Origin of the sequence: Muribacter muris (assembly GCF_004569585.1) — a bacterium.
Classification (GTDB): Bacteria; Pseudomonadota; Gammaproteobacteria; order Enterobacterales; family Pasteurellaceae; genus Muribacter; species Muribacter muris.
In genome coordinates this window covers 1-23057 of record NZ_SPPA01000007.1, presented here as the reverse complement: position 1 = coordinate 23057, position 23057 = coordinate 1, and the positions used below count along the sequence as shown (strand labels likewise).

General features: G+C 42.7%; 26 protein-coding genes. 12 read left to right on the top strand and 14 right to left on the bottom strand.

The window, feature by feature from the left end; all coding sequences use genetic code 11:
• Positions 1-27: 27 nt before the first annotated feature.
• A complete protein-coding gene (locus E4T80_RS13250; protein WP_265588429.1) occupies positions 28-159 on the bottom strand; it encodes a hypothetical protein in 132 nt (43 codons plus the stop codon).
• Positions 160-302: 143 nt separating this feature from the next.
• On the opposite strand from E4T80_RS13250, the gene E4T80_RS04330 reads away from it, so the two are divergent.
• Both E4T80_RS04330 and E4T80_RS04325 read left to right on the top strand, forming a co-directional pair.
• Positions 303-2528, top strand: coding sequence for a factor H binding protein domain-containing protein (locus E4T80_RS04330; protein ID WP_135055294.1), 2226 nt, complete (start codon positions 303-305; stop codon positions 2526-2528).
• Between the two features lie 191 nt (positions 2529-2719).
• Positions 2720-4156, top strand: a complete 1437-nt coding sequence (locus E4T80_RS04325; protein WP_135055291.1) for a surface lipoprotein assembly modifier — start codon at positions 2720-2722, stop codon at positions 4154-4156.
• 195 nt (positions 4157-4351) lie between these two features.
• Here E4T80_RS04325 and E4T80_RS04320 read toward each other — a convergent pair whose 3' ends face one another.
• The gene (locus tag E4T80_RS04320; protein ID WP_135055288.1) at positions 4352-5047 is read right to left on the bottom strand and encodes a hypothetical protein; all 696 of its coding nucleotides are present in this window, start codon (positions 5045-5047) and stop codon (positions 4352-4354) included.
• Between the two features lie 47 nt (positions 5048-5094).
• Positions 5095-5517 carry a DUF2628 domain-containing protein gene (locus tag E4T80_RS04315; protein WP_135055285.1) on the bottom strand — a complete coding sequence of 141 codons (423 nt, stop codon included), beginning with the start codon at positions 5515-5517 and terminating at the stop codon, positions 5095-5097.
• 152 nt (positions 5518-5669) lie between these two features.
• On the opposite strand from E4T80_RS04315, the gene artP reads away from it, so the two are divergent.
• The 4 genes from artP to artM are packed head-to-tail and all read left to right on the top strand — an operon-like array spanning position 5670 to position 8505.
• Entirely contained in the window at positions 5670-6404 is a 735-nt protein-coding gene (gene artP / locus E4T80_RS04310) for an arginine ABC transporter ATP-binding protein ArtP (RefSeq protein ID WP_135055282.1), read from the top strand.
• A 17-nt stretch (positions 6405-6421) separates the two neighbouring features.
• Positions 6422-7144, top strand: a complete 723-nt coding sequence (locus E4T80_RS04305) for a transporter substrate-binding domain-containing protein (protein WP_135055279.1) — start codon at positions 6422-6424, stop codon at positions 7142-7144.
• A 6-nt stretch (positions 7145-7150) separates the two neighbouring features.
• Positions 7151-7822: an arginine ABC transporter permease ArtQ gene (artQ, locus tag E4T80_RS04300; RefSeq protein ID WP_135055276.1), complete on the top strand. Its 672-nt coding sequence runs from the start codon at positions 7151-7153 to the stop codon at positions 7820-7822.
• On the top strand, positions 7822-8505 hold the full coding sequence (artM, locus tag E4T80_RS04295) for an arginine ABC transporter permease ArtM (protein WP_135055273.1): 684 nt from the start codon (positions 7822-7824) through the stop codon (positions 8503-8505). Before artQ ends, artM begins: the two co-directional genes overlap by 1 nt.
• Positions 8506-8684: 179 nt before the next feature.
• Here artM and E4T80_RS04290 read toward each other — a convergent pair whose 3' ends face one another.
• The 3 genes from E4T80_RS04290 to zipA form a co-directional block, all read right to left on the bottom strand.
• Positions 8685-9191: a DUF2301 domain-containing membrane protein gene (locus E4T80_RS04290; protein ID WP_135055270.1), complete on the bottom strand. Its 507-nt coding sequence runs from the start codon at positions 9189-9191 to the stop codon at positions 8685-8687.
• Positions 9184-11205: an NAD-dependent DNA ligase LigA gene (ligA, locus tag E4T80_RS04285; protein ID WP_407662328.1), complete on the bottom strand. Its 2022-nt coding sequence runs from the start codon at positions 11203-11205 to the stop codon at positions 9184-9186. The genes E4T80_RS04290 and ligA overlap by 8 nt, the downstream gene beginning before the upstream one ends.
• 62 nt (positions 11206-11267) lie before the next feature.
• Complete coding sequence (gene zipA, locus E4T80_RS04280; protein ID WP_135055264.1) at positions 11268-12122, bottom strand: cell division protein ZipA; 855 nt, start codon at positions 12120-12122, stop codon at positions 11268-11270.
• A gap of 113 nt (positions 12123-12235) precedes the next feature.
• Between zipA and cysZ the strand changes: the two genes are divergently transcribed.
• The 5 genes from cysZ to E4T80_RS04255 all read left to right on the top strand — a co-directional run bounded on the left by cysZ (position 12236) and on the right by E4T80_RS04255 (position 16820).
• Positions 12236-13081 carry a sulfate transporter CysZ gene (gene cysZ / locus E4T80_RS04275; protein WP_135055262.1) on the top strand — a complete coding sequence of 282 codons (846 nt, stop codon included), beginning with the start codon at positions 12236-12238 and terminating at the stop codon, positions 13079-13081.
• Between the two features lie 158 nt (positions 13082-13239).
• Entirely contained in the window at positions 13240-13749 is a 510-nt protein-coding gene (locus E4T80_RS04270) for a hypothetical protein (RefSeq protein ID WP_209304366.1), read from the top strand.
• Entirely contained in the window at positions 13746-14417 is a 672-nt protein-coding gene (locus E4T80_RS04265; protein WP_135055258.1) for a PspA/IM30 family protein, read from the top strand. The genes E4T80_RS04270 and E4T80_RS04265 overlap by 4 nt, the downstream gene beginning before the upstream one ends.
• A gap of 9 nt (positions 14418-14426) precedes the next feature.
• Positions 14427-15095 (top strand): YqiJ family protein, encoded by a 669-nt coding sequence (locus E4T80_RS04260; protein ID WP_135055253.1) that lies wholly within the window; start codon positions 14427-14429, stop codon positions 15093-15095.
• A 9-nt stretch (positions 15096-15104) separates the two neighbouring features.
• Positions 15105-16820 carry a flotillin domain-containing protein gene (locus E4T80_RS04255; RefSeq protein ID WP_135055251.1) on the top strand — a complete coding sequence of 572 codons (1716 nt, stop codon included), beginning with the start codon at positions 15105-15107 and terminating at the stop codon, positions 16818-16820.
• 311 nt (positions 16821-17131) lie between these two features.
• Here the strand turns inward: E4T80_RS04255 and E4T80_RS13100 are convergent, their stop codons facing one another.
• From E4T80_RS13100 to E4T80_RS04225, 6 genes are all read right to left on the bottom strand, one after another.
• Positions 17132-17542 (bottom strand): hypothetical protein, encoded by a 411-nt coding sequence (locus tag E4T80_RS13100; RefSeq protein WP_228064867.1) that lies wholly within the window; start codon positions 17540-17542, stop codon positions 17132-17134.
• A gap of 15 nt (positions 17543-17557) precedes the next feature.
• Positions 17558-17974 carry a hypothetical protein gene (locus tag E4T80_RS04245; protein WP_228064868.1) on the bottom strand — a complete coding sequence of 139 codons (417 nt, stop codon included), beginning with the start codon at positions 17972-17974 and terminating at the stop codon, positions 17558-17560.
• 24 nt (positions 17975-17998) lie between these two features.
• Complete coding sequence (locus tag E4T80_RS04240) at positions 17999-19060, bottom strand: IS1595 family transposase (protein WP_135055249.1); 1062 nt, start codon at positions 19058-19060, stop codon at positions 17999-18001.
• Positions 19061-19433: 373 nt separating this feature from the next.
• Positions 19434-19880, bottom strand: a complete 447-nt coding sequence (locus E4T80_RS04235; RefSeq protein ID WP_135055247.1) for a hypothetical protein — start codon at positions 19878-19880, stop codon at positions 19434-19436.
• 15 nt (positions 19881-19895) lie between these two features.
• A complete protein-coding gene (locus tag E4T80_RS04230; RefSeq protein ID WP_135055245.1) occupies positions 19896-20552 on the bottom strand; it encodes a DUF805 domain-containing protein in 657 nt (218 codons plus the stop codon).
• 17 nt (positions 20553-20569) lie between these two features.
• Complete coding sequence (locus E4T80_RS04225; protein ID WP_135055243.1) at positions 20570-21211, bottom strand: hypothetical protein; 642 nt, start codon at positions 21209-21211, stop codon at positions 20570-20572.
• 153 nt (positions 21212-21364) lie between these two features.
• Here E4T80_RS04225 and E4T80_RS04220 point away from each other — a divergent pair, with 153 nt between their 5' ends.
• Positions 21365-21775: a helix-turn-helix domain-containing protein gene (locus tag E4T80_RS04220; protein WP_135055241.1), complete on the top strand. Its 411-nt coding sequence runs from the start codon at positions 21365-21367 to the stop codon at positions 21773-21775.
• A 16-nt stretch (positions 21776-21791) separates the two neighbouring features.
• On the opposite strand, the gene E4T80_RS04215 is transcribed toward E4T80_RS04220, so the two are convergent.
• Both E4T80_RS04215 and E4T80_RS04210 read right to left on the bottom strand, forming a co-directional pair.
• A complete protein-coding gene (locus E4T80_RS04215) occupies positions 21792-22403 on the bottom strand; it encodes an SH2 domain-containing protein (protein ID WP_135055239.1) in 612 nt (203 codons plus the stop codon).
• Positions 22404-22411: 8 nt separating this feature from the next.
• Positions 22412-23057: AAA family ATPase (locus E4T80_RS04210; RefSeq protein WP_167740691.1), on the bottom strand; the 646-nt coding region annotated here is incomplete at its 5' end.

The window sequence follows — 23057 nt, the reverse complement described above, 5'->3', positions numbered from 1 at the left end:
ATTATAACCAAAGCTGTACCCGTTGGCTTATTTTTCTTGCGGGCGAACGCTACCTTTAATCACCAGTTGCCATTGCCGATGTTTAAGCTGAACTTTTAACTGTAAATAAACGTAGTGAACAGGCCGCTTGTGGTAACTCATTTCGATAGTTATACGCATAACACCTCCTAAAACCCCTATATTATGTAAAGAAATGCAAAAAAAAAAAAAGAAGTGTATTTCATTTATAATCGCTTCGCATTTTAGTTGCGACTAAAATCAACAATCTTTGTTTAATTTTCTTACCAATAAGGACTTTTCCTATGCAATCTCAATTATCAAAAACAGCCCTTGCTTTGTTAGTGTCTCTTGGCGTTGCTGCGTGCAGTAGTGGCGGCGGTGGTTCGAGTACCAGTAACAACGATAATGTAAAGCAAATCAAACAAATTCATCAATTAAAAGAACAAGTTAAAGCGGAACAAGCTGCGGCAAAAAAAGCGATGGAGACTAGTCAGAAAGCCAAAGAACAGGCGGAACAAAATTTAGCTGAGGCGAAAGCAAATCTTGTTACGGCGGAGAAAAAAATTGCCGAGTTACAGAAAAACGCTGAGCAACCTAAAACGAATTCAACACTACAAAAAGAATTAGAAACAGCCCGTCAGCAATTAGAGGCAGCGCAGAAAAATGTTGCCGACAGTGCAAAACGCTTGGAAGCGGAGACAGCTAAAACAAACAGTGAAGCCGAAGCGAAACAAGAGGCGCAACGTGAGTTGGAAACTGCTCGCCAGCAATTAGCGGCAGCACAGAAAAATGTTGCCGACAGTGCAAAACGTTTGGAAGCGGAAATAGCTAAAACAAACAGTGAAGCCGAAGCGAAACAAGCGGCACAACGTGAGTTAGAAACGGCTCGTCAGCAATTAGTGGCAGCCCAAAAAAATGTAGCGGACAGTGCAAAACGCTTGGAAGCAGAAACGGCGAAGGTAAACAGTGAAGCCCAAGCCAAACAAGCGGCACAACGTGAGTTAGAAACGGCTCGTCAGCAATTAGCAGCAGCGCAGAAAAATGTTGCCGACAGTGCAAAACGCTTGGAAGCGGAAACAGCTAAGGTAAACAGCGAATCCGAAGCGAAACAAGAGGCGCAACGTGAGTTGGAAACTGCTCGCCAGCAATTAGCGGCAGCACAGAAAAATGTTGCCGATAGTGCAAAACGTTTGGAAGCGGAAACTGCTAAAACAAACAGTGAAGCCGAAGCGAAAAAAGCGGCACAACGTGAGTTAGAAACTGCCCGTCAGCAATTAGCGGCAGCGCAGAAAAATGTTGCCGACAGTGCAAAACGCTTGGAAGCGGAAACGGCGAAAGTAAACAGCGAAGCCCAAGCGAAACAAGCGGCACAACGTGAGCTAGAAACCGCCCGTCAGCAATTAGCGGCAGCACAGAAAAATGTTGCCGATAGTGCAAAACGTTTGGAAGCGGAAACTGCTAAAACAAACAGTGAAGCCGAAGCGAAAAAAGCGGCACAACGTGAGTTAGAAACCGCCCGTCAGCAATTAGCGGCAGCGCAGAAAAATGTTGCTGACAGTGCAAAACGCTTGGAAGCGGAAACGGCGAAAGCAAACAGCGAAGCTCAAGCGAAACAAGCGGCACAACGTGAGTTAGAAACCGCCCGTCAGCAATTAGCAGAGGCTCAAAAACAGCTTGAAGAAAAAGCGCAGGAAAATGCCGCTTTAAACAGCCAAAATGAAGCGTTAAATCAAGAACTCGCTCCACACCGCGAAGAAGCCGAGCGTAAACGCCAAGCACAAGAAGCCGAAGCACAACGTTGGGCATTTTTAAGTGATGGTAGTCAGTGGCGATATTTGAAGAAAAACTCATACGATAATAAAATTGTAGAAGGACCTAATGCTGGTAAAAGCGATAGTAAAGTCGGTCAATTATCTCCTAAAGGGCAAGCTGAAAAATGGGAATTACAGCGTGCGATCAACTTTAATGATGCGCCTGTATCTGATGAGGTACAGCAATTACCTGTAACGGCAACTAAGAAAGGGTTGAATAACGATGTCGAAGTACAAATTGCTACTGCGCATTTTGTTAATCAGCAGTACTCAACCTATGCGAATTGGACACGTACCGATTTAATTACCGATAATGATTTACATAGTAGTCCAAGCTATCTTTCCGTGCCAACCAGCCGTGATTCCTTTGATAACTCAGCTTATCTGCAAACATCGCCGAAAGCGACTTACAGAGGCAAAGCACTAGAAAGAGGTATTTGGGATAAGTCGACTATTACAACGGGAGAACTCACTTTAAATGCTGATTTTAATCAAGGGACGGTAAGTGGTGAGCTTACTAATATGAGGGAAGGAACATATACGCTGAAGCAAGGGGATATTAGCTATTCTACACAAAATAATCTCGTCTTTTCAGGTACAGTTGACATAGGTTCGCTAAAAGATCAAGCCTACAAGGGCATTTTTGCCGGTCCAAATGCGGAAGAAGTGGTAGGTAAAGCAGGAAACGATATCTCCTTCGGCGGCAAACGCCAATAATCGCCTGAATTTAAGTGCGTAAAATGATGTTGCAATGAACACAACATCACATTTTGCTAAAAGTAGGGACGTACGGTGTGCGTTCTTATTTAATAGCAGATTGATGTTGGACGCAATGCTTCCCTACCGATAAGCACAGGTTTAACGGCAACACTATTGCGCATTTTGTTTGGTTTAAATGAGGTGAATCAATGAAATCATCATATTTCTTCCCCTGTGCGATTTTGACATTGGCGTGCTTGCCGCCGGCACTTTGGGCAAATCCGCCTGAATTGGAGGTGAAAGTTGCGACCCCTGACCCCCGCCCGCAAGCGGTCAGAATGGTGGGGAATTTTGCGAATTTCGATCCTGCCGAGCTGAAAACGGCAACCACAAAAGAGCTGCGGGAAAATCCTGAATTAACCCGTACTTTGCTGAATCGGGTGATTGACAGCGGGCAGTTTCATTTGTTGCCCGATTTGTTGGCGATTTACCGCCAAACCGCCCAGCCCGATCCGATTTTGATTGATTACAGCGAGGCGATTTTGTTCGGCTTGCGGGGGGAATATCGGCGGGGGATTGCCCTGTATCAACGTATCTTAGCCGCTCACCCCGATTTTGACCCCGTCCGTTTCCGTTTGGCACAAATACTGTTTGACGATCGGCAACATCGGGCGGCGGCCGACCATTTTCGCCGTTTGCAAGCGGTCAGATTACCGCCGCAAATTGCAACCTTAACCACGCAATATTTGGCAGCGATTGCGCAACGCTCGCAGTGGCAGTTTCATTTCGGGGTGAATTATTTGCAGGAAAACAATGTGAATAATGCCTCCGCCGATCGCTATATTTACCTCGGCAATGTGCCGTTTGAGAAAACGCCGGACTCGCTGCCGCAAAAAGCCCACGGACTGAACTATGTGTTTAATGCGGAAAAAAGCATCAATTTAGTCGGCTCGCACTACGCCAAAATTGAGAATAATTTCCACGGCAAAACCTTTTGGGATAATTACGCTTATGACGACCAATCCGACCGCTTATCTGTCGGCTACCAATACCTGCGGGCGAAAACCGGCGTGGCGTTGTTGCCGTTTTATGAAATGCGTTGGTATGGCAATCACCGCTACAATCGTGGCTATGGTGTGCGGGGGGAACTGAACCACTGGTTCAGCCCGAAATGGCAGCTTTCACTGGCGGCAGAGCGGGGCGAGCTAAAACATCGGGCGGCGGAAAACCGTGCGGCAGACGGGCATAATCTGTTGTTGTCCGCCACACTGTTACATTTGCTGAATGCCAACAGCTATCTCTATCTCGGTTCGGATTATTTGGCGGATCGTCCCCGTGAAGCCGCATTCGGCTCTGATCGCAAAACGGTGCGTCTGGGTTGGGGGCAGGCGTGGTGGGGCGGTATCTCTTCTCGTGTGCAGTTGAGCTACGGCAAGCGGGATTTTTTAGCACTGCACAAATTGTTCCTCCAAGTCCGCCACGATAAAGAGTGGGCGGCAACGCTCACCCTGTGGAAACGGGATTTTTATTATTGGGGCATTACGCCGAAGCTGACTTTCAGCTATAACAAGGTGAAATCTAATTTAGCGCAGCTCTATTCTACCGAGAAAAAACGCCTGTTTTTGAGCTTGGAAAAAGCGTTTTAGCACCGCAAGCGGTGGGTTGGTGGGGGAGTATTGCAAATTATCAGGATTATATCGCCGTTGAGCAAAATAAGATAACATTATTTCACAATATGATTAAACGGACGCAAGTGTTGCGTCCCTACTGATTAGCTGTTATTTAGCATTGTGCAGTTGCGATATAATTTTGCAAAAAATCTCCCCTAACCGACCGCTTGCTTATTTCCAGCAGAAGCGGGCATCGGTATTTTCCGCCTTACGTTTAGCCAGAAAATCCGCTTTCTTTTTCGGATCTTTCAAGTAGTTTTCACTTTCCTGAAAGTTTTTGTCCAGTGCTTTTTCACTCTGTGCGAGGGCTTTTTTGCGATCCGGCTGTTTTGACGGGAGTTGCGCTAAAAAGAGGGCTTGGTAAGGGTGATCTTTGACCCATTGCAATGCTTTGCGTTTGATTTTGCTGTTTTTGGCGTGATCGCAAAAGGCGTAAGGAAGAATAAATTTGCCGACTAATGTGGCAAAGCTACTGTATTCCGCCAGTGAGGATTTGGGTAAATCCAACACGTCCATTGCCGTGATTAAGCGGTATCTGCCCGCATAAAACCAAAATACCGCATCATCTCTCAGCCCAAGATCGTAGGAACGTGCGGCAAGGGTAAACATCACCATTGGCGTGATAAGCTGCGGTTCTTTTTCGACCTGTGCGATCGCTTTTTTCAGTGAGGCGACCGAGTTGGATTTCAAAAGTGGATCAAGTTCGGGGTGTACCGCAACGTGCTCGACTTTGCCGCCGTGGGCAGAGTAGTAGGGAGTAATATAAATGTCGATACTGCGGACTTGTTGGCTGTTATCGGCAAAAGCAAGGGGGCTTAAAGCGGTAAACGAGGCACACAGAAAAGTAAAATAAGCGTTTAATTTCATCGTGTTATTTCCTTAAAAAATCAGCACGCAGTTGCGTGCTGTGAAGATTATGATTCAAACGGATTCCAACTTTTAGACCCTTTCACTTTATGAAGGTAGTAAGCTTTATTTGCTGTTTTGGCATAAATAAAGGCGAATAATAAACCGATTGCGTTTGCAATGGCATCGACCGTTCGATCAGGTACATTAAGGATAGCAATAATGATACTTACGATAATGCCAACCACCAGATAGAGACCAATGATACTCAGATTTTTACGCCAAAGCCCCAGCACAAAGAAATAAATAAAGCCAAAAAGTAGGGCTATAAAATTGAGTTCTTGCCACCGTTTTTCGAAAAAAGAGAGGGATTTAAAGGCTTGTTTATATTCCGGCGCGCTTTCTTTCGTGCCGTATTTGTCGAAAAAGGCAAAACGTTTTTGCCATTTGGGTTTTAGACCTTCGTACTGTGTGCTGTTGTGTTCAGACATTATTGACTCCTGTTAATGATAAATTAAAACGTAGGCTAGTCTAAGTGAATTGAGTGTAAGCGTCAAATTATCCGTTATAAAATACGCTTGCATAACTATGCAAAAATATTTAATATTCATTCAGTTATTTATATTCGTAGGATTTTAGTGAAATGGCGATTCGCATCAGCAACGTCAATTTTTTTTATGGCGCGCATCAAGCCTTGTTTGACATCAATTTAAATATTGAGAAAGGGGATACGGTTGTCCTGCTGGGGCCAAGCGGTGCAGGAAAAAGTACGCTTATTCGGACGCTGAATTTAATGGAAGTGCCACAATCCGGCACGTTGGAAATAGCCAATCACCGCTTTGATCTGAGCGCAAAAGCGGACAGTAAGCAGGTCGGATTATTACGCCGTGAGGTCGGAATGGTATTTCAGCAATATCATCTCTGGCCGCATCTTAATGTGATGCAAAACTTAATTGAAGCACCGATGAAAGTGTTGGGGCTGGCAAAAGATGCGGCGGTTGAGCGGGCGAAAGGTCTGCTTGCTCGCTTGCAATTAGCGGAATTTGCCGAACGTTTTCCGCTGCAACTTTCCGGCGGGCAACAACAACGGGTGGCGATTGCTCGGGCGTTGATGATGCAGCCGCAAGTGTTGCTGTTTGATGAGCCGACCGCCGCACTCGATCCGGAAATTACTGCTCAAGTAGTTGATATTATTAAAGAATTACAGGGAACGGGTATTACACAAGTGATTGTTACCCACGAAGTTGCCGTTGCCCGTAAAACGGCGACCAAAGTGGTCTATATGGAAAAAGGCAAAATCATTGAATTTGGTGATGCGAGTTGCTTTGAGCGTCCTCAAACCGAGCAATTTGCCCACTATCTTTCACATTCACACTAATAATTGAGGTAAACACAATGAAAAAATTACTATTAGCAACCCTTTTTGCCACGGCGACAATGGCACACGCCCAAGAGATTACCTTTGCAATGGAACCTAGCTATCCGCCGTTTGAATCGACCAATGAAAAAGGCGAGATTGTCGGTTTTGATGTCGATGTTGCCAACGCGATTTGCCAAGAGATCAATGCGACTTGCCATTTTAAAGCACAAGCCTTTAATGCGTTAATTCCAAGTTTAATCAAAGGACGTGGAGGCTTTGATGCGGCAATTTCGGCGATTGATATTACCGAAGCCCGTGCGAAGCAAGTGGCGTTTACCGATGCCTATTATGAAAGCTCCGCCAGCTTTATTGCGGTGAAAGATAAAGTAACGTTGGAGACGGCAAAAAGTATCGGCGTACAAAACGGCACAACCTATCAGCAATATGCTAATGCCGAAGCCAAGCAGTATGAAGCAAAAGCCTACGCCAGCCTACAAGATGCGATCTTAGATTTAAAAAACGGGCGGATTGATCTCATTTTTGGCGATACCGATGTGTTAAGAGAGATGTTTGATAAAAATCCGGAGCTGGCTTTTATCGGCGAAAGAGTAACGGATAAACGCTACTTCAACAACGGCTTGGGGATCGCGGTGAATAAATCCAATCAAGCGTTGGTGGATAGCCTCAACAAAGGTATTGCTGCCATTAAATCAAGCGGTGAATACCAAAAAATCTATGATAAATGGATGACGAAATAAGGTTTTATGTTTTTTGATTATCTTCCTTTGATCTATTCCGCAACCCTAATGACCTTAGGGTTAGCGGTTTGTTCGTTATTGGTCGGCTTACTGCTTTCCGTATTGTTTGTGGTGCTTGAAATGCACAAATGGGCAGTAGTGCGCAAATCAATGGCGGTATTTTCCACCTTATTGCGTGGCTTGCCCGAAATTTTAGTGGTTTTTCTGATCTATTTTGGTGCACCGGAAGTGATTGAGCTGATTACCGGTCAATATATTGAGCTTGGGCCTTTCGGTTGCGGTGTGGTTGCCCTTGCGATTATTTTTGCCGCTTACGCTTCCCAATCACTAAGGGGTGCAATTCAAGCCATTCCCCTCGGACAGTGGGAATCCGGTGCGGCGTTGGGGCTAAGCCGTGGCTACACTTTTTTGCATATTGTGATGCCGCAGGTTTGGCGGCACGCGCTGCCGGGGTTAAGCAATCAATGGCTGGTTCTGTTGAAAGATACCGCCCTTGTATCATTGATTGGTGCATCGGATTTAATGCGTCAAACGGAGTTGATTAACACCCGCACGCACGAACCGTTTACGTGGTATGGTTTTGCGGCATTGATCTACTTAGCGATTACCTTAATTAGCCAAGTAATTATCCGCCGTTTAGATCTTCGTTTTACCCGTTTTGAGAGAGGCAACGCATAATGGTGCAAGAATATTTCAACGTAATTGCCCAAGGCATTCCGACCAGCTTAATGCTGACCGCTGTTTCCCTTTCTATTGCCTTTGTGCTAGCGGTGGTGATGACCTTTATACTCTCAATGGAAAACCGTTGGACGAAATCTATGGTGAACGGTTTTCTAACGCTCTTTACCGGCACACCGCTGCTAGTGCAGTTCTTTCTGATTTATTACGGACCGGGGCAATTTCAGTGGATCGTCAATAGCCCGTTTTGGTCGCTACTATCAAATGCGTGGTTTTGTGCAATGTTAGCACTTGCCTTAAACAGCGCTGCTTACACCACTCAACTTTTTCACGGCGCAGTCAAAGCGATCCCGAAAGGGCAATGGGAAACCTGTGCTGCCTTAGGTTTGAACCGTTTGCAAACCCTCAAAATCCTCGTCCCTTATGCCTTAAAACGTGCGTTGCCCTCATACAGTAACGAAATTATTTTAGTATTTAAAGGCACGTCCCTTGCCTCAACCATCACAATTATGGATATTATGGGCTACGCTCGCCAACTGTACGGCACGGAATATGATGCACTAACGATTTACGGCATTGCCGGTGCGCTCTATCTTGTGATTACCGGCATAATGACGCTGTTATTGCGTAAACTGGAACATAAAGTGTTGGCATTTGAGCGTTTGGAGCTGGAAAAGGCTTAACCTAAAATGGCAACAAGCGGACGGTTTGGTCAGATTTTTTGCATTGGATAGCAGTTTTATAAAATAGTTTATAAGTAGGGACGCCAGCGTCCGTTTAATTACCTATTGAACAGATTTGATTTGGTTATCGCACAATGGTTGCAAAAAATCTGACCAAACCGACCGCTTGTTGCAGGTTATTAAATTTGATATTTACCTTTATCGCCAATATCAAAGTGCAGCGGCATTCGCCATTTTTTAAACGTCAAAATGGCGAGTAAAATAAATGCGGTAATGCGAAAAAGATCGATAAAGAGGTCGGCTTGCGTTATCAATGACACCCACAACAGTGCAAAGATGAGCGGTTGAAAATTTAAGCCCGTGATGCGAAAGCAGAAATACTCTTTATAGCATAGCCCGCCGATCACCAAGAAAGCTGCACCGAGTGCCAATTCAGGAAAGCCGAAAATGTGGCACAGTAAACCGCCCCACATTACAAATTGGAATAACAACCGGAAGGATTTAAGGTAAAGATGCAGCGAAGAAGCCAGCATCACGCCGCTCACCAAAAAGCCTAATTGGGCAGTTTCAGGGTTGTATTTGAGCCAAAATAACATTGCCAGTGCGACGGTTAAGCCACTGCGATACAGGATCACCGTGAGAATATCCCAGCGATCCATTGGGGATTGAATATGCGGATCAGCCATTATCTTGCCCTGTGAGAGCGATAAATTGTTGCTCGGTCAGCACCTTAACCCCCAATTCTTCCGCTTTAGCTAATTTTGAACCTGCCTTTTCGCCGGCAATCAGAAAATCTGTTTTGCTAGAGACGCTGCCGGATACTTTACACCCCAGCCCTTGCAAAATAGCTTTGGCTTGATCCCGTGTTAGCTGGGTGAGCGTGCCGGTTAGCACAACCGTTTTATCTTTTAGCGGGTTATCCGCAATCTCTCGTTTCACCACCGTTTGCCATTGTACGCCCTGATTGATCAGATCCGTAACAACTTCAACATTGTGCGGTTCTTGCCAGAATTGGAAGATACGGTTCGCCACCACTTCGCCGACATCTTGCACCTGCTGTAAGCTATCAAGATCTGCTTGGCGAATGGCTTCTAATGTGCCGAAATGGTTGGCGAGATTTTGCGCAGTCGTTTCGCCGACATCACGGATACCTAAGGCAAACAAGAAGCGGGCGAGGGTGGTGTTTTTGGCTTTTTCGATGCTCTGTAACGCATTGTGAGCGGATTTTTCCCCCATTCTGTCTAAACTCATTAAGGTTGCCTGATCGAGCTTGAACAGATCGGCAGGGGTATGCACTAGCTCACGGGTCATCAGTTGCTCGATCAGCTTTTCGCCTACGCCGTCAATATCCATTGCTTTACGGGACACAAAATGCTTTAACGCCTCTTTGCGTTGTGCCGCGCAAAACAGCCCGCCGGTACAACGGGCAACGGCTTCGCCTTCTACCCGTCTAATTGCCGATTGGCAGACCGGACAAGCGGTCGGAAAATGGATTTTTTTTGCATTACTTGGGCGGCGTTCTGCTACCACGCCGACGACTTGCGGAATTACATCGCCGGCACGGCGGATAATAACCGTATCGCCGATCGCAATGCCGAGCCGTTCGATTTCATCGCCGTTGTGAAGTGTTGCGTTACTGACGGTTACACCGGCGACAAATACCGGCTCTAGCTTGGCAACCGGTGTGATCGCCCCCGTTCTGCCAACTTGAAATTCCACATCTTTCAGTAAAGTCATCTCTTCTTGAGCGGGGAATTTGTAAGCGATTGCCCAGCGGGGGGCACGGGAAACAAAGCCCAGTTTTTCCTGTAATGCTATGTCATTGATTTTTAGCACAGTACCATCAATGTCGTAGCCTAATTGGCTGCGTTTTGCCTGAATGTCGTGGTAGAACTGCAACAGTGCGGTTTTGCCTTTGGCTAGGCGAATTTCCGGATTGATCGGAATACCAAGATCTGCCAGCCATTCTAGGCGGGCAAAATGGGTGTCGGGCAGCGGTTGCTCGCTTTCATAAATGCCGATGCCGTACGCATTCAGCACTAATGGGCGTTGGCGGGTAATTTTCGGGTCAAGCTGTCGGAGTGAGCCTGCCGCTGCGTTGCGAGGGTTGGCAAAGGTTTTTTCCCCTTTCTGTAAGGCATTTTTGTTAAGTTGTTCAAAGCCTTTTTGACGCATAAAAACTTCGCCTCGCACTTCTAAACGGGCAGGCGGTGTGTCAGTATGCAATTTGAGCGGCACGTTGCGAATGGTGCGGATATTGGCGGTAACGTCTTCGCCCGTTGTGCCGTCCCCACGGGTTGCCGCACGGGTTAGAAGCCCGTTCTCATATAAAATGCTCACGGCTAAGCCGTCCAGTTTCGGTTCGCAGCAGAAAGCCAGATCATCGGCATTGACGGATTGGCGATCTTCAATACGGCGTAAAAAGCCTTCCAAATCGTCATCGGAAAAAGCGTTGTCTAACGAGAGCATTGGGATTTCGTGGGTTACTTCGGCGAAACCGTCTAAAATTTTGCCGCCGACCCGCTGGGTTGGGGAATCCGGTGTGATCAGCTCAGGGTGCTGCCATTCAAGACTTTTGAGCTGGTTCATTAAACGATCATATTCGGCATCCGGCACGAGCGGGTTATCCAAAACGTGATAATGATGTTCGTAGCGGTGGAGTGTTTTACGTAATTGTTCGATTTCAATTTGGACTGACATTGTCATTTTCTCGATAAAAAAGACCGCTTGCAAGCGGTCAGATTGAGTTAAAACGTTGCAAATTACTGCTGTGATACCCTTAACAAATACTGCTGGCGGGCATTATCGTCAAACAGTTGGTGTTGATCGGTGAGGACGATACCGTTCATTGCACGGGCAAAGGTTTCAACGGAACGGATCATTGAGCGTAAATTGACTAAATCATTGCCGCTGCCAGACGGTAACTGCATAAAGAAAACCAAGCCGACCGTGCTGAATTGGCTGATTTTATCTAGATCGAAAATGCCCGGTTGCATCATATTGGCAACGCTAAAAAGCACAGGGCTGTTGGCATTATCTAAATGGCGGTGGAAAATTTGGTATTGACCGTATTGGAAACCAAGTGCTTCTAACTGCTGCACGATGTTTTCGCCATAGAATGGCGGTTGACCGTCTTGAGCCACCACATAGAGCGTAATCAAGCCGTTTTCAATCGGTTGAGCGGCAGGGGCTGGCTCGGCGTTTAACGGCTGCTCAATATTCGGGGGCGGTTCGGCAACGACCGGTTCACTGTATGCCGGTTCGGCGTAGTGCATTGTCGGCTCGGGTGTTGCAGAAAACGGCGTTTGTACGGGCGCTTGCGCATCGGATAAACGGATTTTGATATTTTTGACATCTTGCTCGACTTGCTGTTGTACCTGCTGTTCGGCAATGGCTTGGTCGTTCGGATAGGTTGCTTGAAAAGCACCATTTTGCGGCTGAAGGCTTGCCGGAATATCCGTTTGCGAGCTATGGCTGATCGGGGTTGAAGGCGGTCGAGTAGAGAACGTGTTGGAAAATACCCGAGATTTTTCACGGCGTGCAGACCAAAGGCTGTAGCCGATTAAAATCGCAATCAGCAATCCTGCTAAAATAAAGAAAAGAATATGATTGTCCATTTTGCCCTCTTTAGCTGAAATAATAATGAAATTTACACTTTCGCACTTTGCGAAAAAGTCTCGCATAGCTTACCATATTTCCGTTGAAAATTTTAATTTTTAAGGTTTGATTGATGTCTTCTCCGTTTGCTACCCCTGAAAGCCAAGTCAGTGCCGGCTTTCACTATTTTATCTACGGTTGGCGATTGATTTTACAACGCAAACTAATGCCTTTTGTGGTGTTCCCGATTGCGATCAATGCTGTGTTAATGATTGGGCTGATTTGGCTCTTTTTTGCCCATATCGGTGGTTTGCTCGACAGCCTGCTGCCGTCGTGGTTGGAATGGTTAAACGTGATTTTGATCCCATTGATTTTCTTAATGATTTTGGTTGCGTTTTACTTTGCATTTACTACCCTTGCCAATTTCATCGCCGCCCCTTTTAATGCGTTGCTCGCAGAAAAAGTCGAGCAGCAGCTAACGGGGGAAGCGCTGACAGACACCGGGTTTGGCGAGCTACTTAAAGATGTACCAAGAATGTTAAAACGGGAATGGCAAAAAATGTGGTATAGCTTTCCTCGCTTAATCGCTCTATTTTTATTGGGATTTATGCCGGTGGTCGGGCAAAGTATTGTGCCGGTTTTAACCTTTATTTTTGGCGCTTGGCTACTGGCGATCCAGTATTGCGATTACCCTTTTGATAACCATAAAATCAGTTTTGCCCGTATGCGCAATGCTCTTGCCCAGCAACGTGTGATGAATTTTACGTTTGGGGCGTTGGTCAGTCTGTTTACAATGCTACCCTTTGTCAATCTAGTGGTAATGCCCGTTGCCGTATGCGGTGCAACGGCAATGTGGGTGAAAGAATATCGCCGTTTCTTCCTTGGAGAATCATCAGGTGAGTTTGGTGGCGGAGCTTCCGGTTCAACCTTAATCATCAGTAACAACAAACCGAGCAGTAATCACTTGGTAGAACGATAATTTTTTAGGGTTTAAAGGCTTTCAAGATTGAAAGCCTTTTTATTTACTTGAATACAGACATCAGTCGTTTTTTACACAAAATAGTTTGCGTTTTTTTGTTCAATCTATTATATTGCATACAAATGAATACAAAAAATGACAAATAAGTTCAAATAATTATGGCAACTAATCGAATCCCTGTGAGCGTCCGAATTAGCCAAGACGATGCGGATTTTATTGCGGGTTTACAGTTAGAGGGGGCACATACCCCATCAGAGAAAATCCGTGAGTTATTAACGCAGGCACGGCTTGCCTATACTCAGCCGCAAAATTATCAATCGGCATTAAAACAGGCGGAGCAATTTTTGCAAAATGCGAAGCACGATGTATTACAAGCGGAGAAACGGCTTGGCGTACATTCACATATTTTAGCCCGTTTGTTTGAATTATTGCCGGATTTAACGGCAACATTGGCTGTCGATCTGGAGGATAACATCACGCTAGACGGCTTGAAGCAATACGAACAAGAGATAATGTGGCGAATTGTACGTTTAATGGACAGTATCTTGCAGTTGGCAGTGATTGGCAAAGGTTCGGCTTATGACGATAAGGTGCTTAACCAATTAGAGAATACATTGAAATTGGCACATATTATTACTGACACCCAGCAAAAACAGGAGGCATTATGAGCGAAACATTAGCACGGCGGGTCGGGCGTTTAATCAGTGGTGGGTTTCACGCCGTGATAGATGCGGCAGAAAATCTCGCACCGGAAGCGGTAATGAATGAGAATATCCGAGAAGTTGAACAGGCGATTGAGAGTGTGCGTAGCGAGTTGGGTAAAGTCTTGGTACAAAAGCACCTCACAACCAAAAAACTGCTGGATGAAAATAACCGCCATACGCTCTTGGCGGACACCATTCAGACGGCATTAAAGGCAGGGCGAGATGATTTAGCCGAAACAGGCATTGCAGAGCAAATGGATATCGAAGCACGTTTGCCGATCTTGGAAAATAGTCTAAGTGATTGTGCAACTCAAGAAAAGGAGCTAGAGCGTTTTATTGTTGCGTTACAAGCCAAGCGCCGAGAAATGCAAAATGCTATCCAAGAATGGAAGCAAAGCCAGAAACAAGCGGTTACGCACGAAGCAATATCTGCAAATAAGCTTAATCAAATTAACCGTGAGACCGAGCGAAGCCATAATGCGTTTGAACGCATTTTAAAGCGTCAAACAGGTATGGGACTAAATCCGAGTGATACGGCACAGTTAGCCAAATTAAAAGAGTTGGAAGAATTAAACCGAAGCCAACAAATAAAAGCACGCTTGGCACAGTTAAAAGCCGCCGATATGATTTAGGAAGTGCCTATGTGGGAACTTATTTTTGTACCGCAAACCCAAATTTTCGGCATTGCAATAATGGTAATGTTGCTGTTGGGGATATTGGAACTAATCAGCCTTTTATTAGGTGGGAGTAACGATTGGCTGGATAACTTACTGCCGGATAGTTTAGCGGATCATATCCACCCCGATGTTGCTTTGGATACGGCAGATGCCGGATTATTTATTCGCTTTTTAAGCTGGCTTTATATCGGCAAACTACCTTTATTGATGCTAATGGTACTCTTTTTTGCCTTATTCGGTATTGTTGGGTATAGCCTACAAGCGTTGATTTATGCGCTATTTGGGGGTTATCTGAATATGTGGCTGGCAGCGCTGTTAAGTTGGGGGCTTTGCCTACCGCTTGTTCGCTGGAGCGCAGGTGGTTTATACCGCATAATGCCAAAAGATGAGACAACCGCTATCGATGTGGATAGTTTAATCGGAGCAGTCGCAACGGTTGTACTCGGTACGGCAACATCAGGTTCGCCGGCACAGGCAAGGGTGAAAGATAAATATCAGCAACAGCACTATATTTTGGTTGAACCCGATGATGACGGTGAGCTGACGCAAGGCGACTCTATTTTATTGGTTTCTCGCCAGCACACCGTGTTTAAAGCTATAAAAAATCCAAATCATAATCTGATTAATTCATAGGAGTTCATTATGTCTTTTAATTTTATCCCTATTGCGATTATTGCCGGTATTATTTTACTGACACTCATTATTCTTGGTTTAATTTTAACCCGATTATATCGCCGAGCGAGTAAGGAAGTTTCGTTTGTTCGTACCGGATTTGGGGGTGAAAAAGTGATCGTTAACGGTGGTGCAATCGTATTGCCCGTCTTGCACGAGGTCATTCCGGTGAATATGAACACTCTGCGCTTAGAAGTTCGCCGTGCCGCAGAGCAAGCACTGATCACACGGGATCGAATGCGGGTAGATGTAACAGCGGAATTTTATGTTCGGGTTAAACCGTCAATGGAGAGTATTGCGACTGCCGCACAAACACTGGGAATGAAAACGATGTCGCCGGATCAACTGAAAGATTTGGTTGAGGGTAAGTTTGTCGATAGCCTGCGTGCGGTGGCAGCAGAAATGGCAATGGAAGAATTACACGAAAAGCGGGTCGATTTTGTCCAAAAAGTGCAACAGGTCGTTTCCGAAGATCTCTTTAAGAACGGATTAGAGCTTGAAACGGTTTCCCTCACCGGATTGGATCAAACCAGTTTTGAATATTTCAACCCGCAAAATGCCTTTGATGCGGAAGGTTTAACACGTTTAACCGAAACGATTGAAGTTCGCCGCAAGAAACGTAACGACATTGAACAAGATACGGATCTCGCGATTAAAAGCAAAAATTTAGAAGCCGAGCGTACCCGTTTACAAATCTTACGAGAAGAAGAGTATGCGAAACTTGAGCAAGAACGGGAAATTGCCGTTCGCCGAGCCGAGCAAAATGCCGAAATTGCAGGGCAAGAAGCACAGAAAAAGCGGGAGGCGGAAGAGGCAAAAATTGCCGCAGAGCGAGAAGTGGATTTAAAACGTATTATCGCTCAACGGGATATTGAAAATGAGAAAATCCAAAAAGATCAACTGATTGAACGTGCAGAAGTGGAGCGTAAAAAAGCGATTGAACTTGCTGAACAGGATCGTGCGATTGCGGTTGCGGAAAAATCACGGGCAGAGTCCGAAGCGAAAGCGCAAGCGGATAAAGCAAGGGCTGAAGCTGTGCGTGAAGAAGAGAGCGTGATTACGGTGAGAGAAACGCAGCGTGCAGAGCGTGTCAAGGCGGTAGAATTGATTGCGGCGGAAGAAGCGGCACAGAAAGATGCTATCGCCATCACTATTGCCGCCGATGCCGAAAAACAAGCCGCGCAAGATAAAGCGGAAGCGATTCGGATCAGTGCGGAAGCCGAAGCGGAGAAATTACGCTTACAAGCAAAAGGGGAAGCTGACGCAAAAATACTGTTAGCTCAAGCACAAGAGCAGCAATATAAAGTGGACGCAGAAGGAACAAAAGCGGTAAATGAAGCGGCAAATGTTCTGTCTGTTGAACAGGTTGAAATGCAGGTGCGTTTAGCCCTCTTGAAACATTTACCGGATATTATCCGTGAAAGTGTACGCCCGATGGAAAATATTGACGATATTAAGATCTTGCAAGTCAATGGGCTGGGAGGCTTTGGCACTCATTCTAATGATGCTGACAATGCCGGTCAAAATAGTAGCTTATCCGATCAGCTCGTCAATAGCGCATTGCGTTATCGAGGGCAAGCACCATTAGTCGATAATCTGCTCAAAGAGTTGGGGTTAGACGGTGCGGATATCAATGGACTGACTCAACCTATCCGGCAAAAAGTCGTAAAATCGGCGGACGAATAATCCGTAATACAGGGCTTCTTTATGGAAGCCCTGTTCAGTTTCAATGATAGGACAAGCGGTCTGTTTTCGTCATTTTATTGCACAATGATCTATTAGATATTGCGTTTTGATCTGGTAATGAAAATGGTGATGGGTTCATATCGCAATATTGCCTTATGAATGGGGCTGATAAAATAGAAGCGGGGCGATTTGCAGATTTTCTCGGTATTATGTAGCAGTTGCACAAAGACCCAAATTCATTAAAACCGCTTAAAAATGAAATGCCCTAGACTGATTTTTCAGTCTAGGGCATTTATTATCACATATTATGGTTAATAGGGAAAACTCACATCATTGTTATGCCGGTGATATTTTTGCCAAAATGCGTGATATTGTTTTTTCACCGATGTGTTTAATAAAAACGGGATTATCAAGACATAGGTCGGGCAATTCCATAGCATTGCACGTTGTGTATCCGTGCCGATTTTGGTGCGTAAGTAACCAAACTGATACATTAGACCCAATCCAATCGTTATCCACTCTAATAGCATAATAAATAAAGTCGCATCAGTGAGTGAAACCAGTATCTTATGGTGTGGTAGCCATTGATAAAGTAGCACGCCCACTACTAGCATTATTGCGGATAGCATAAAAGTATGCCTCACCTTTAACTGGTGGCACTGGCGGCAGACAGCACAAAAAGCTAGAGCATATAACATCATCAAAGCATAAAATAAAATCATCGCTAATTCCTCTTTTTAATGTGTGTTCATCATCGCTTTTTGACTTATAAAAGCCCCATCTAACCAATACTTATCGACTTCATTAGAGATGATAGGACTCTCAAATACTTCCATTAGTGCATCAATATCCTGCATCTTTTTCTGTGCCTGAAAGTGAGCGTAAGCCAAACTAAAGTAAGGGGTTGGCTCAATTTCTTTATTCTCGCCCTTTTCATCATAAGGCTGATGTAATAACATATCATTTGAATCATCTTGGGATTCAAGTGATTGAGGTAACGTATCCCACGAAATGCCCTCTTCATTCATTACTTCCAACGCTATCCTATCGGCTAAGGTAGGCTGATTTTCTAATAAGCAGATAATCGGGTCATTAGCATCATAATCAAAACGAATGCCGTGAACATCAATCGGTGTGGTGGTTTTCATCATCATAAGATTTCCTTTTATTGAGTGTGATTAAATGGCTATGTGATACTGTGTTTCGTTTTTGCTTAAACTGGCTATCCCAAAGGCAGCGTGCGGTCTTTTATTGCCTTGCCAATAGCCCACAAAATGCCGTGAAGGCGGAGAGCTTAAACACTTATTGAGTAATTGGGTAAATTTCTCTTTTACGCTTTTACGGCGTTCATCTTCCCGCCAAGCGGTTTCATTCGCATAGTGCATCATATAGAGGTTGCTGATTCGGTGATGAACCCCTGTAATCATTCGCCTAAATCGAGCAAAAAACGATTCGGCAAGGTTGTTAGTGATGCCGTCTATCGAGCAGTATTCTTGTGAGTGATTCACTCGTTCTAACCGATAATGAATGTTGAGCAAGTCATAGGCGGCATTTTCGTCCGCACAAATAATGCTGTTAGCTTTCACTAAGCGATGTGTGAGAGCAAGAATATCATCGCTATTTTCTTCCTTAATCATTGCCACAATACTTCTATCTGCACCTTTCATTATGGATTGATTGGCTGCTCGTTGGCGGAAAACCATTACACACGCCTTGTCTTGACGTTGATTGCGTTTAGCTCGTCTATCTATCCGTCTATGTTTAAAATTCTTCGGGCGAATGTAGTAATTCACATAACAGCCGTCCGAATGTATCTCGCCTGATAAGTGGGTTAAGTCTTTGGTGAGATTCAGCGACTCTCGTAATTTATGCAGCAGTACCCAAGCTGTTTTATATTGCACGTTGAGCTTGTGGGAAAGCGAAACAGCCGACAAGCCTTTGCTTTCTGTGGCAAACAAATACAGAGCAATTAAAATCTGACGTAATGAGAGTTTATGAAATTGGAAAATCGTGCCTGTCGTGATTGAAAAGCGAGCGTGGCAATGCTTACATTGCCATTGTTGGCGAGTGCTAATGAAGTAGGCGGAATGACGGACACCACAACGAGGACAAACTTGTTCATCTTCCGTTCCCCAACGGGCTTTTTTGAGTAGAGCCAGTATTTCTGCATCAGCAAGCCCAACCACTTGTGTTAGTGACAAGCAGCGAGCGTTCGCTGATAACAGGAAATGCTGTGCCATAAAAACAAAAATCCCTTTATTACCACTCTCGATTTTCCAAGCCTTTTTAGGCTTAAAAACAATCAAAAACTGTAATAAAGGGACTATTATCCGTGCCAAAAATGATAATAGTAACAGGGGGTATTGTCAAGTGATATTTTCAACCAAAAATTCAAAAGCATGTCAAGTTATTTTTGACAAAAAATGAAAAATAATTTTAACTGATTGATATGTAAGTGCTATTTTTGTGAAAAATAATAGAGATTTGGGGATTTTTGTGTGTTTAATTGATGATATTTCATTCAATCTGGTTTTAAGAGTTGTATGATTATTGAGCGATTTTGGGTGGTTAGCCACCATTTAAGGTGGCTAATTCTGAGGGATAGCTAAATATTTAAGGGCAGCGATGGTACCGTTTATCATCAATAACAAGCGTAGTTGGGTTTACTAATTTAGCACTAAGATTTTTTCTGCTTACACTAGGTGTATCATCAGGATCGATTTCTATAGAAGTGACCTCTACCTCAGCAGTGAAAAAACTATCACTCAAAGAGTGAAATTTAATTACTCTATAGTCAGACCAAGTAAGCCATTCCAAATGATTTTGTTTAGGATTAATAATTAAAAACGGTTGTTCAAGAAAATCTCCCGCTGGAGGATTGCAGTGCTTGTGTCTATGATTCTTCTTGCTTACCCATTTACCTGCAAAGCCATTAGGGATAGTTTGTGTTACCTGCTGATTCTTCTGCGGCTGGAGTATAGTACCTAAATCGAAATTAGCACAAGCAGATAACATACTGCTAACAGCCAATACAGATATCAATTTAAAATGTTTTTTCATATAAGTTCCTTTTGATTATTTTTTTATTTTACTTAATAGTAAATCCCAATATGGCTTTAGAATGAGTTTTATATTGTCCACAACCTTTAGCACGTTACTTTCAAACTTAGCTAGTTTTTCCGATTCTTTCGGCATTTCTAGTGGGGTTGGAGCATTAGGGTTATGAGGTGGTGCTCCGTATTTATTATGAAAGTCTTGACCTTTTTTGAAAAATAAAAACAACAGGGGAATCATAATGACCCAATTATCGAAGAATAACCAAATTGGGGCGAGAATAAGTAATACCCACCAACCAAATGTACCGATATCGTGTAAACGGCGTACGGCTCCTGCAATCCAAACTATCGCAAAAGGTAAGAATAGGAGATAAGTTAATGCTGCCTTTATTAAATTTGGTAGTGTGACGCTTTCTATGTCTTGGTAAAGTGAATTAGCTGTTGCATCAAGTCTCCCAGTAGCAGAAAGTTCAATTATTGCAGTATATATAGAATGCTCAACATAGTTTCTTGAGTATAACTGTTGAGCCTGTTCTTTTGAAAAGGCTTGGAATAGCTCAATAAATAATGAAGTAATGAGTATTAAAGCCACTAAAGAGATAATAGTTAAAATAATAAATTCAAACCGACTAGCTCTTCCTGATGTGTTTACCCACTTTGTGAATGATTCGTTCATAATTTAATCCTCCCTGATTAATTGCCAAATGAATCATTGCCGTATTGCTTAATGGTTTCTTCATATCCTAACTTTTTACAAGTTGGTAATTTCTTGAAAAATGTAAAGGTTGTAATTGAACTCTCAGAACCACTCTCAAAATTTTCCATCATATATAAAGAAGAGCCATTTTTTGTCACCAATTTGTAGAACGGGACAGTTCTTCTATAAGAATTGCAATGGTGTTTTAATTGTGAGATTTTAATGTCACTAGGATTCAAATTGAAGATTTTATAGAAATTCGAGTGAGTAAAATTAACAACGGAACTAAATGATAAGCTCACATCTTTTACCTTGTTACTTACTACTTCTACACTAGGGCGTACGATATTTGTAAAGTTCCAAGATAGGGTTGGGTCGTAATAATTAAATGTAGCCTCACTTACAAGACTTGGTGAAAACTTAAACACTTGGTGTGAACCATCTTCATCAATGAATGTAGTAAGATTCTGTCTCAAGAGAGGTAATACTGTAGCTGCATCATCTGTAATGGCATATTGCTCATAAAATGTGAGAGGTGGCATTTGACTATTAGATGTGGCAAGGTTTGCGAGAGATTGAAGCTCTGCACAAGATGTTAGAGCAAGGCTGAATGGTAAGAAAATAAGGTGCTTTTTCATATTTGGATACCTCAATTTATGTTGATTTTTAATCTAAAAGAGAACATAATTCAGCGAATATTTTATTGAATTATACTTATATTATGTAGCCACTCAGGGTGGTTATTCATTGCCACTACAAGTGTGTACCATCAACAATCAATCAGTAAAAAAATGGATATCAACGAGAAAATTCGTAAGCTACGAGAAAGCAACTCGTGGTCACAAGAGCAAATGGCTGAGAAGCTAAATATGTCTTTAAATGGCTATGCCAAGATTGAACGAGGTGAGAGCAAAATCTACCTAGAGAAACTTGAGCAAATAGCCCAAGTATTTGATATTGATGTTGTTGAGCTTATGCAATCTGATGGTAAGAATATCTGTTTTCAGATTGAGTCACCTCTAGGTTCAGTATATCAAGGCGTGGGAGAGTCCGCATTACTTGTTGAAATTGAGAAATTGAAGTTGTCACTGGCTCATGCTAATGAGAAAGAAGATTTATTGAAAAGATTGCTTGAGCAAAAGGATAGTGAAATAATGCACTTAAAAGATTTAATTCAAATTATAAAAAGCAGCAAGCTTTAATACTTGCTACTTTGCCTTATTTTACTAAATGATTATATATAATTTTATCTCTTCCTCTTAGATGCAAAAATTTATCTGCAGATGAAAAATCATTATAATTCTTAGAATCCTGTAATTTATTTCCTTTAGTGGCATTTTTAATATGTTTAATTGATATAAAACGATATGAAAAACTATCAAAAGGAAGGTTTAAAGATGATTTATATCTAAATAGATTAGAAAAATTATTTATTATAGCTTCAATATATTTAAGGATACAAAAACCTCCTTTTAATTGAGCAATAATATGTTCTTCAGTATGAGAAGAAGATTTTAGTTCAATTACAAATATAGTTTTATTTTCTGAATCAATTAGAAGATAATCCGCTTTCTTACATAAATAATGTTCGAAATCATTTTTATTTTTGCATTTATCATTACTAGAACTAATAAAAATATTCCTGGTTTCTAAAAATTTCTCATCCAATCTAATTAGAATACTATCTTGAGGAACATTAAAAAAAGTAAAAGTATACAATAACGTTCCTTGCTCATCTTCCTCGGATAATTTTAAACATCTTTTCCCATTTTCTATATAAGGCTCTTTAATTATTTCCTTTTGGGTTACCTTTTTTATGTATTCTAACATGCTAAAATCTAAATTTCTGAAGAGAATGCAATTTCATCCATGATGCTATTGATGTCTTGAATTGTGTCATCAAAAGTCGGAAGTACGATTCCATCTATATTATTAATTTCACAAGTGTATAGTTTTACATAATTATTTGTATCTTTTGATAAGAACACATTAATTCTATTTAAGTCCAGCAAACTATTTAATTCATATTTTACATTAGATATTTTGTTGACATTTGGTAAAATTTCCTCTCTACTATTTAATATACATAAAATAGACAATTCTTTTATAATATAATCACTATGTGTTGTAATTAATATTTTTAGACCGCAATTTATTAATTTAGCAAAAAGTCTAGCTAATTTTCTTTGGTTTTCTGGATGTAGATTTAATTCAGGTTCATCTATTATTATTAGATCTCCTTCTTCTGCAAAAAATTTCAAATAAATACCTAAATCACATAAAGAACGAATAGAACTAGAACTTTCCATCATTGACAACTCTAAATTCTCATTATTAGGAATAAATCTAATTTCTTCATTTTCATTGTCAATTAGATATTCCCCACCTATTAAATCACTAAATTCATGAAGAAGATAGTCATATTTTTGTATAAATGGGCTTAATTCTCTATCTCTAAAAAATAAGTTTTGAACAAACTTAAGG